At 30.4% G+C, this 11,255-nt stretch carries 10 protein-coding genes; 3 read left to right on the forward strand and 7 right to left on the reverse strand.

Annotation, left to right across the window (positions count from 1 at the left end):
* Positions 1–2 precede the first annotated feature (2 nt).
* The 4 genes from Q0050_RS03695 to Q0050_RS03710 form a co-directional block, all read right to left on the reverse strand.
* Positions 3–470 (reverse strand): nucleotidyltransferase, encoded by a 468-nt coding sequence (locus Q0050_RS03695; RefSeq protein WP_298302328.1) that lies wholly within the window; start codon positions 468–470, stop codon positions 3–5.
* A gap of 4 nt (positions 471–474) precedes the next feature.
* Positions 475–633 (reverse strand): hypothetical protein, encoded by a 159-nt coding sequence (locus tag Q0050_RS03700; RefSeq protein ID WP_298302331.1) that lies wholly within the window; start codon positions 631–633, stop codon positions 475–477.
* A gap of 39 nt (positions 634–672) precedes the next feature.
* Positions 673–3,132, reverse strand: a complete 2,460-nt coding sequence (locus Q0050_RS03705) for a YfhO family protein (protein WP_298392660.1) — start codon at positions 3,130–3,132, stop codon at positions 673–675.
* A gap of 120 nt (positions 3,133–3,252) precedes the next feature.
* Positions 3,253–3,513: a DUF4834 domain-containing protein gene (locus Q0050_RS03710; RefSeq protein WP_298392661.1), complete on the reverse strand. Its 261-nt coding sequence runs from the start codon at positions 3,511–3,513 to the stop codon at positions 3,253–3,255.
* A gap of 120 nt (positions 3,514–3,633) precedes the next feature.
* On the opposite strand from Q0050_RS03710, the gene Q0050_RS03715 reads away from it, so the two are divergent.
* Positions 3,634–4,608: a transporter gene (locus Q0050_RS03715; protein ID WP_298392662.1), complete on the forward strand. Its 975-nt coding sequence runs from the start codon at positions 3,634–3,636 to the stop codon at positions 4,606–4,608.
* Positions 4,609–4,614: 6 nt separating this feature from the next.
* Entirely contained in the window at positions 4,615–5,733 is a 1,119-nt protein-coding gene (locus Q0050_RS03720) for a GTP cyclohydrolase (RefSeq protein ID WP_298392663.1), read from the forward strand.
* Positions 5,734–5,769: 36 nt separating this feature from the next.
* Here the strand turns inward: Q0050_RS03720 and Q0050_RS03725 are convergent, their stop codons facing one another.
* From Q0050_RS03725 to Q0050_RS03735, 3 genes are all read right to left on the reverse strand, one after another.
* Positions 5,770–6,225, reverse strand: coding sequence for a hypothetical protein (locus Q0050_RS03725; RefSeq protein ID WP_298392664.1), 456 nt, complete (start codon positions 6,223–6,225; stop codon positions 5,770–5,772).
* Between the two features lie 87 nt (positions 6,226–6,312).
* Positions 6,313–7,572, reverse strand: coding sequence for a pyridoxal phosphate-dependent aminotransferase family protein (locus Q0050_RS03730; RefSeq protein ID WP_298392665.1), 1,260 nt, complete (start codon positions 7,570–7,572; stop codon positions 6,313–6,315).
* Between the two features lie 372 nt (positions 7,573–7,944).
* Positions 7,945–10,311, reverse strand: a complete 2,367-nt coding sequence (locus Q0050_RS03735) for a hybrid sensor histidine kinase/response regulator (RefSeq protein WP_298392666.1) — start codon at positions 10,309–10,311, stop codon at positions 7,945–7,947.
* A 105-nt stretch (positions 10,312–10,416) separates the two neighbouring features.
* Between Q0050_RS03735 and Q0050_RS03740 the strand changes: the two genes are divergently transcribed.
* Positions 10,417–10,986, forward strand: a complete 570-nt coding sequence (locus tag Q0050_RS03740; protein ID WP_298392667.1) for a non-canonical purine NTP diphosphatase — start codon at positions 10,417–10,419, stop codon at positions 10,984–10,986.
* Positions 10,987–11,255: the final 269 nt, after the last annotated feature.

Below are 11,255 nucleotides of genomic sequence, written 5' to 3' on the forward strand. Positions count from 1 at the left end.
AATTATAAATTTGAGTTTTTATTAATCTTTTCTAACTCTTCAATATCTAAAATATCTTTTGGACGATTGGTAGCTTTTTTAGCTTTAATAAGGTTTTCGTAATCTAAAAAGTAGACAGGAATTCCACTAATTTCAGTAACATAAGCTTTATCAAGTAATTCTTGAAAATCTTGATTTTCTAAACCTTTAACAGAAGTCATGATATCTAATCGCAGATTAAAATTTAAGGAAATATCGGTCCAACCAGGAATAAATTGCATAGTCTTTATATTTTCAAAATCTCCAATTCCTGATTGTTTCAAAGCTTCTCGCAGATTCTCGCGATTTTCAATTGAATCTTCAATAAAGATATCAATATCACCTGTATTTCTTCCGTAACCATAAATATTTACGGCAAAACCACCAATGGTCAAATATTTGACTTTGTTCAAAGAAAAATACTTCCAAATTTCAATTATTTGACTATTCATTTACTTACTTTGATATTTTTTTGGAAGTTTTTAAAAGATAAGATAGCTCAATAATAGCCATCAATTTTTCAAAACGTTGCTGAGGCGTCATTTTTCTAATCTCATCTAGATAACGTTCTTCCATTTTAGAAGGATGAGCGTGATTTAGTTTTTTTGCTTCCATTTTTATTAAACTTGTAATCAAATTTACAAAAAACTAGCCTTACAGTTGTTTTTTCTTCTTTCTATCTAAATATATTCCACCAACCAAAAGCAATATCATTCCGATAAAACTAACTAAAGCAATCATACTTCCAGTTTTAACCACTTGAGGTTCAAATTTGAATTCAATTTTATGATTTCCTGCCGGAATGTTTAATCCTCTTAAAGCATAATTTACTTTTAAAATTGGTTCTTCTTTTCCGTCAATAGTTGCAATCCAACCATTCTTGTAATACATCTCAGAAAATACAGCAAAACCACTGTTCTTATTATTTGAAATATATTTTAAATGATTTGGTTTGTAGGATGTAAGTTTGATTTTCGCTAAAGAATCTACAGAAAAAGACTTAACGAAATTACTTCCTTTAATTTTTGATCCTTCATTGAATACGTCTATGAGTGCTATATTTTTAGTATCCAATTTATCTAGCGCCTTCATTTCTGCATCAGCATTATCAACCATTTTTATTTCAGATACAAACCAAGCATTTCCGTTAGCATCTTGATTTAATGTTGGGAATTCTTCTCCCTTATCATTAGTCTGAATGATATATTTAACGTTTAACATATCAATTACCTCTTTGTTGTTTTTGGCAATTTGATAGTCAAATAATTCTTGCATTGCTCTTGGTTTTACAGCACTATAACCACCAATTGATTTGTGGAAAAAAGATGCACGAGCACTTGATAAATTTCCTTCAACTTCTAAAACTCTATAATGTGTTGTGTCTTGAAGAATTTGCATATCAGAAGTTGTTGCTTCAAATGGGACATCAACTTCCCTAGCTCCAACAAAATCGTCACTACTAACATACTTTTTGTCGACGAAAAACAAATCGGAAACCATTAGAATTCCAACAAGGATTATTGCTGTCGATTGCGCCAATTTATTTTTGGTGTACATCCAAAGTACTAAAGCAGCCAATACTATAAAGAATCCTGAACGCAATAAATCAGCTGAATACATTGTTTTTCTGTCAGCTTTCAAGGCATCAATAAAACCAATTCCGAATGATTTGTCTTGACTTTGACTCAACATTTGACGCAACTGACCGTCCATACTTCCAACAAAATCAAATTTCTCTTTAAAAACTAATAACACTAATAACAAACCTAAAGCCGTTGCCGCAGCTTTCCATAAACTATTCCATTGTTTTTCTTTATTAGTAGTAAAAAACGAATGGAGTCCCATAATAGCCAAAATTGGAATACATAATTCTAAAATAACCTGAATAGAAGAAACAGCTCTAAACTTGTCATACATTGGCATATAATCGATAAATAAATCGGTTATAATAGAGAAGTTTTTTCCCCACGAAAGCATTAACGAAATCAAAGCACCAGCAAGAAAAGCATATTTCAACTTTCGTTTATCGTGGTACATTGCTACTACAAACAAGAAGAAAATTACAGCACCTATATAAGCTGGCGCAGCAACAATAGGTTGGTCACCCCAATAAGTCGGTGCATAGTTTTCTGTAAATTGTTTTGCTTCTTGCTCAGAAGCACCACATTTCAACATATAATCATAAACCGCAGAGTTTTCGCCCAACTTCTCGGAGTTTCCTCCACCAAAAAGTCTTGGTGCAATTAGGTTAAAACTTTCTGCAATTCCGTAACTGTATTCATTGATGTATTCTTTGTCAAGCGTTGAATTACTCGATTTTTTAGTACCATCAGGGTTAAGTTGTAACTGACTTTTTCCTCTTGTACTGAAATCTGCATATTCTTTGGTTGCCAATAAACTTGTTGCATTTGAACCTAATGCAAATAACAAAGCAACAGCAAAAGTACCTGCTACTGTCGCTAATGGCTTGAACTCTTTATTTTTTATAAATTTTATCGTGTAATAAACTCCTAAAGCAATTAAAACTATTAAAAGATAATAAGTCATTTGAAAGTGATTGGCATTGATTTCTAATGCTACGGCAAACATTGTTAACATTCCGCCATAGAAGAATCGTTTTTGAAACACCATTATAACACCTGCTACGACCAATGGCATATAAGCTATGGCGTGTGCTTTAGCGTTATGACCAACACCAAGAATAATTATCAAATAAGTAGATAATCCGAAGGCTAAAGCTCCGAAAAAAGCTTTTAAAGGATCAATTTTTAAAACCAATATCAAGGCATAAAATCCTAGGAAATAAAGAAATAAATAATCAGCCGGACGAGGTAAAAAACGCAGTGCATCATCTAAATGTCCGATAAAATCATTTGGATATTTTGCACCCAATTGATAGGTTGGCATTCCTCCAAATGCGGAATTGGTCCAATAAGGTTCGGCGTTTTCTGCTGCTCTAAAGTCATTTTGCTCTTTAGCCATTGCGGTATATTGCACAATATCTGATTGGTATATTTTTTTTCCTTGTAAAACTGGATAGAAATAAATTAAGGCAATTAAAATAAAACCACCGATGGCCAATAAATGAGGATATAACTTTTGAAGCTGCTTCATTTTTATATATTAGATTTTAGATATTAGATATTAGATATTAGATATTAGATATTAGATTTTAGATTTTAGATGTAAGATTTTAGATGTTTTTAGTTTTGATTTAAAAACATATAAAAAAACCTAGTCGATCTCTTCGTAATCAATGTATTCACCTACTTTTTTAGTCTCGCGAGGTTTATCGCTTTTAGCTGATGAATTGTAATTATCTTGAGCATTCTGTTGCTGTTGCTGTGCTTGTTCTTGAAATTGTTGTGTTGCTTTTTCAACCACTTTTTTTGCAATAACTGGTAAAAACAAACGAGCTAAAAATTTTACAATGTAGTAAATAGCTATAATATATAATAACGTTTTAAATACACCACGTAAATCTGCTTCTTGCATAAATAAAAATTTTGTCAAAAATACTAAATTCCTACATTCAAAATTAGCAATAGCTCTTAAATAAATAATAAATTAATAGTACATTTGAATTTCTAAATCAAAACAGCAAACCCTACTAAAATGAAAATAAATCTTTTTGTTCTTTTTATTGCTCTTTCGTCGGTTTTAAAACTTAATGCACAACATACCGATGTCATTAATTCTAATAGACCAAGCGAATCAATGTCGGCATTTGCTGTTGGAAAAACAGTTATTCAGGTTGAAACTGGTTTGAGTTACATAAATGAAAAGCACAGCGTTTTGGATTACAGTGCCTCTGGTATGGGATTAGATTTTAATGTTAGATACGGTTTTTTCAAAGAACAACTCGAAACGATTTTAGAACTAAATTATCAAAATGATAAATATACTACTGATGATTTTACACAATTTACTCGAAAAGGTTTAAAATCTTCAACTCTTGGATTAAAGTATCTAGTATTTGATCCGTTTAAAAATTATGAAGAAAAAATTAATATTTACAGTTGGAAAGCTAATCACAGATTTAAATGGCGTCAATTAATTCCGGCAGTTTCGGTATATGCTGGAGCAAATCTTAACTTTAGTTCGAATCCGTTTTTATTTGGAGGTGAAGAAATTAGTAGAATAAGTCCTAAAGGAATGCTAGTTACGCAACATATCTTTCCTGGTGCGTGGGTATTTATAACTAATGTGTATATTGATAAAGTTGGAACAAATAATCAAACCCTTGGTTACGTTGCTACAATTACTAAAGGTTTTAACGAAAAATGGTCTGCCTATCTTGAAAACAAAGGTCTTAAAGGCGATTATTATGCCGATGGATTCTTTTCGACTGGTGCAGCCTATTTGGTAAATGATAATCTTCAAGTAGATGCTTATGTAAGCAAAAATTTTAAAACAACACCCGATTTTTTATTTGTGGGTTGCGGACTTTCTTGGCGTTCGACTACAAATTATAAAGATGTTATGATTCGAGCTCCAAAAAAGGACAAGAAGAAAGACAAGAGTAAAAAAGATAAAGAAAAAGAAAAAACCAAAAAACGATTAGACGAAGTTCAAGTTGAAAAGCCTTAAAACAAAATGATTACAATTATAGAAGCCACTACTAAATCGTTACTTAAAGACTATGTTAAGTTTCCGTTTTCGTTATATAAAAACCATCCTTATTGGGTGCCACCATTGATTCAAGATGATTTAGAAACCTTTAATAAAGACAAAAATCCTGCTTTTAAAAGTGCTGAAGCTTATTTTTATTTAGCATACAAAAACAATCAAATAGTAGGACGAATTGCAGCCATAATCAATTGGGATGAAGTTAATGATCAGCAAAAAAAGAAAGTAAGATTTGGTTGGTGGGATGTTATTGACGACATTGAAGTGACTAAAGCATTACTTGAAAAAGTTTATGATTTAGGAAGAAAAAACAATCTTGAATATGTTGAAGGTCCGATGGGTTTCTCCAATTTAGACAAAGTTGGTGTCCTAACCGAAGGATTTGACGAAATTGGTTCGATGATAACTTGGTATAATTATCCTTATTATAAAGAGCATCTAGAACAGTTGGGTTATGTAAAAGAAAAAGAATATTTAGAGAATAAATTCCCATTTGAAAATGTAAAACCCGAATTTTTCTTTAAAGTTCAAGAGTTAATAAAAAAACGTTACCAATTAAAACCAGTAAACTTTACTAAGACAAAAGACATTATGCCTTATGTGGATGAAATGTTTGATGTATTTAATGAATCGTATGCCAGTTTATCTTCTTTTGTGGCCATCACAGAAGTTCAGAAAGAGTATTTTAAAAAGAAATACATAAGTTTCATCAATCCAGAATACATCAAATTTGTTTTAGATAAAGACGATAAAATGATTGCTTTTAGTATTGTAATGCCAAGTTTTTCAGAAGCTTTACAAAAAGCTAAGGGTAAGTTATTTCCTTTTGGATTCTATCATTTATTAAAAGCTAAAAAAGAAAGCAAAGATGTTTTGTTTTATTTAATTGGTGTATTACCAGAATATCAAAACAAAGGTGTAACTGCGATTATATTTAACGAATGTTACAACACTTTCACAGAAAAAGGAATTAAAAATTGTATTAGAACACCTGAACTTGAAGAAAATACCGCTATTCATCAGATATGGAAACATTTTGATCCAGTTATTTTTAGAAGACGAAGAACTTATAAAATTGATTTATAAAACAAAAAAATCCATCGCTTTTGATGGATTTTTTGATTATTTACAAGGAACAGAACTCAAGATAAATCCTGAATTTAAAACCAGCTTACTTTTATCTTTAAAAACAATTTTGCCTTCCTTCTCTTCAACTTCACCATAAAATTCTGATAATTTTCCGTCCTGTTTAATAAATGCTACTTGACGAAACGACTCTACTCCTTCTGACATAAATTTATAATCCGCAAATAAAGTATCACCAATCATAGTACCTTGTATTATGCCAACATTTTTATCTTTCTCAAATAATTTGTACGTCAAATTTCCGGTTACGTTTTGATTTTCAATATTTATATTTAATTGAATAGTATCCTTACCCTTTACTGATTCGAAACATTCTCTAATAACAGCCTCGTTACTTTTTGGAATTATTTCTACTTCTTCTTTTTTATCTTCCTTTTTGCAAGAACACAAAAATGAGACAACCAGCGCTACAACTAAAATGCTATTTTTCATACTTTTCGTATTTAGATCTTTAAAAATACAAAAAAATCCATTCAAATTAATGAATGGATTTAAATATTATAAATTTAGAATAGTAATCTAGTCTACATTTTGAACACTCGCTTCAGCAATTTTAGCATAAGTTCCGTTTACTAATTTTTCACGAATAGCTTCGAAAGCTGCTAAAGTTTCATCAATATCAGCTAAAGTATGAGATGCAGTAGGAATCATTCTTAATAAAATTATTCCTTTTGGAATTACTGGATACACTACAATCGACAAGAAGATACCATAATTTTCTCTTAAATCATTCACCATAATCATCGCTTCTGGAATTGAACCTTCAAGATAAACTGGTGTAACGCACGTATTTGTGTCTCCAATATTAAATCCTTTAGCTTTCAAACCGCCTTGTAAGGCATTTACATTTTCCCAAAGTTTATCTTTCAACTCTGATGATTTACGTAATAACTCTAAACGTTTCAAAGCACCAACCGTTTGAATCATTGGCAATGCTTTTGCAAACATTTGTGAACGTAAATTATATTTTAAATAATCAATAATATCTTTATCAGCTGCTAAAAATGCACCAATACTTGCCATTGATTTAGCAAAAGTTGAAAAGTAAACATCAATTCCGTCTTGGCAACCTTGCTCTTCTCCTGCTCCAGCACCTGTTTTTCCTAAAGTACCAAAACCATGTGCATCATCAACCAATAATCGGAAATTGTATTTTTTCTTCATTTCTACAATTTCTTTCAATTTACCTTGTTGCCCACGCATTCCGAAAACTCCTTCAGTAATGAACAAGATTCCTCCACCTGTTTCGGTAGCCATTTTTGTAGCACGTTGCAGGTTTTTCTCCATACTTTCAAGATCATTGTGCTTGTATGTAAAACGTTTTCCCATATGAAGACGAACGCCATCAATAATACATGCGTGTGCATCTACATCATATACAATAATATCATTTTTAGTCACTAAAGCATCAATACAAGACATTATACCTTGGTAACCAAAGTTTAACAAATAAGCAGCTTCTTTCTGCACAAACGCAGCCAATTCATTTTCTAATTGCTCGTGAGCATTAGTGTGACCACTCATCATTCTCGCTCCCATTGGATAGGCTGCACCATACTGAATTGCAGCATCAGTATCGGCTTGACGCACTTCTGGATGATTTGCAAGACCTAAATAATCATTCAAACTCCAATTTAAAATATCTTTTCCTTGAAATTGCATTCTTGGACCAAGTTCACCTTCTAACTTAGGAAAAACAAAATATCCTTCTGCTTGTGAAGCCCATTTTCCTAACGGACCTTTATTGTTTTGTATTCTTTCAAATAAATCTTTTACCATGATAAATATGTTGTTAAAAAACGATGCAAAAGTAATGATAATTTTTTATTGATTTAGAAATATTTAAGTCAAATTAAATTGATATTGAAATATTAAAGTAAAATCAAAAAAGCAGCCTATAAAGGCTGCTCTTTCTCACATTTTTCTAATAATTCCTTGTTACCGCTGTATATAAAAGACCCCAAATCAATTTATACCTTAGAAAAAATCTAACGAAGTAAATGGTAAAAGGAATTATTACTTTTTTGTTATCACTTTTTGAATGAAGGATCGCTAAACAATAACAAAATTAAACCTAACTACTTAAAGCAAATTTATATGGAAATATTGAAATACAACCACGTAGTTTTACGTGATTTTCAGAAAATATTTTTAGGCATATTTTTGAATAGTATCATAAAGAACATCTTTATTTACAGGCTTTGACAAGTAATAATTCATTCCGATTTCTTTCACTTTATCCTTAGTTGACTCCATAACATCGGCTGTAACCGCTATTATTGGGATATTTTTATCATTCAAACCAGAGTTTCCTTTTCTAATTTCATTTGTAGCTTCATAACCATCCATTATTGGCATCTGTAAATCCATCAAGATGACATCATACTTTGATTTTTGTAAAAACTCAAGGCCTTCTTCTCCGTTAAATGCAAAGTCAACTTCGGTATTTAGCCATTTTTTGGTAATTAACTTTAAAACCATTTGATTCATAGTATTATCTTCTACCACCAAAATTCGTTTTCCTTTTAAATTATATTCTTTTGATTCTGTGGTTTTTATTTCTTCTTTTTTAATTACTTCTTGCAACACTAATTTCACAGTACAAGCCGTCCCTTGATTAACAATACTCTGAATATCAATAGTACCTTTATAAAGCTCTACAAAAGCTTTTACAATATATAATCCCAAACCTAATCCACCATATTTTCTTTTGTTATCTATAGACTGCTGTGAAAATGAATCAAAAATGCTATCAATTTTTTCTTTGGCAATTCCTTCTCCTGTGTCTGAAATAATAAACGTTAAATCAACTTTTCCGTCAATAATTAATGTTTCGACCTTCAGTTTAATTATTCCCTCATTAGTGAATTTTATGGCATTACTCAATAAATTCATAACAATCTGGCGAATTCTATTACTATCGCCTTTCAAATTTTTTGGCAATCCATTTGGAATAAATAATTGAAAATCTAAATTTTTATTTTTTGCTCTAAGACTAACATCACTTCTTATGTCTTCTAATAATTGATGTAAGTTAAATTCAGTTTCTTCTAATTTTATTTCACCTTTTTCAATCTTAGAAAAATCTAAAATATCATTGACTGAACTCAATAAACTAGTTGATGAACTTCTGATAACGTCACATTTTTCTTGAATTGATTTGCTATCGGTTTCAGCATCAATAGATTCAATAAAATTCATTATAGTATTCAATGGAGTTCTTAATTCGTGACTTATATTAGACAGAAAATAAGACTTCATTTCGTTCATTTCTTCCGACTTTTGAAGTGCCACTGTTTGAAGTTTCTCTTTATCTTCTTTGAGTTTTCTAATCAAATTAGCCATCGATAGCGACAAGAATACGACTTCTAATCCTGTACCTAATTTAGAACTGTTTTCAGTAATGAAATTGTAAGGCAATAAACTAAAATTCTTTAAAATGAAGATGACGAATCCGGTTACTAATGATAAAATTCCTAAGGTAAAAAAGTGATATTTCTCGCCAGTAGCTTTGTTTAAAACTAGTAATGATGTTATAATTAGTATCAACAATAACAAACCAAGTACATTCATTATTGGATATCCATATTCAAACAATGACGGCACAAAAACTATCATAGTTAACAATCCACCAAACAATATATAAAGTAAATTATAGCAAAAGTTTAATCTAGAACTTATTTTCTTAACTTTCAAAAAGGTTTGAGCATATTTCCCTAAAAATACTCCAGAAATTATCGCAAATAACAAAACTGATTTGTGACACAACCATCCAGAATCTGGTGCAATGAATTGATAAAAATAGCCATCCAACGAAAATTGAAGTAAACCGATAAATACAACATACAAACTGTAATATAAGAAAACTCGTTCTTTCATCGCGTAAAAAAAGAAGAAGTATAAAATGGATGCAATGATTAAAATTCCATAAAAAAAGCCAAAAACAATTTGCTCAAATGAGGTTACTTCAACAAGTTTCATTGGCGTTCTCAAAATGACTGGCGCGTTAATAACTTCGCCATCACTTTTTAAATTAACATAATATTCAGCGGTTTCATTTGGCAATAAATAAACCGTAAAAAGTGTTTTTCTGTGTTTAAAACTTCGTTCTTTAAAAGGAATATTATCACCGCTTTTTTGATAATCAACAACTTTTCCATTTACAATTTTATAAAAATTGGCGTAATCAATTATTGGTCTTGAAGATTCTAAATAATATTTTAAATCACTACTAGTAGCATTCTTGATAGAAAAATGCAACCAATAACTATCTTTTGAAAATCCTAAATCGGTATTTTTATTTTTTAATACTTTAAACTGATTTTTATCAATTTTCATTACCTCATTGATAGTTAAATTCTTCTGTTTAACATCTATCAATGTAGTGTAATTGTGTAATGAAATTTCCTCTAATTGTTTAGAATTTTTACTATTAAATACGAACTGTGCAAAGCTTTGACTTGAATTAAGGAATAAAAAGGTTACTAAAAAAACCAATTTGGTGTAAATTTGCTTCATATGAAATAAGATTTGGATGGCACAACCTTTATATACGGATAAAAATCTGTATTAGATTTACTACAAACAAAAAAAGACAAAATTCATTAAATTTGCAATAAAAATATGAAACTAATTTTTGCCTCAAACAATAAAAATAAAATTAAGGAAATCCAACTTTTAGTTCCGAGTTCAATTCAAATACTTAGTTTAGAAGATATTGGATGTACCGAAGAAATCCCAGAAACTGCTGATACCATTGAAGGCAATGCCATTTTAAAAGCCAATTATGTTACTCAAAAATATGGTTTTAATTGCTTTGCTGATGATACAGGACTTGAAGTTAATGCTTTAAATGGTGCACCTGGTGTTTATTCTGCTAGATATGCTGGTGAACCAAAAAATGATGACAACAATGTAAATAAACTGTTGTCAGACATCAAAAATGAATCCGATAGAAGTGCCAACTTCAAAACCGTTATCTGTTTAAATCTAAACGGAGAACAACACCTCTTTACCGGAATTATTAACGGAAAAATAATCGATACTAAAATTGGTACAAATGGTTTTGGATATGACCCAATTTTCGTTGCTGATGGCTATTCTAAAACTTTCGCAGAACTTTCTATTGAAGAAAAGGCAACCATAAGCCATCGCGGACTAGCTGTTAAAAAACTGATAGATTTTTTAAAATAGGTGACAATTTTTGATTCAATTTTCAAGTCACAACTATTTTTGAAATTGTTACGTTAAAGTTAAATTTGCTAACTTATTAATTTTCAATAAATAACAAATTAGTTTATATGGTATTTAAAGACTACCTTTGCACCCAATTTTAAAATACAATATGAATAAATTTGAACAATTAGGTCTGAATGAGTCGTTACTGCTGGCGATCAAAGATCTAGGATTTGAGAATCCGTCAGAAGTGCAAGAAAAAGCCATTCCAGTCTTATTGGAAAAAA

The sequence above is a fragment of the Flavobacterium sp. genome (genome assembly GCF_027483985.1).
Taxonomy (GTDB): Bacteria; Bacteroidota; Bacteroidia; order Flavobacteriales; family Flavobacteriaceae; genus Flavobacterium.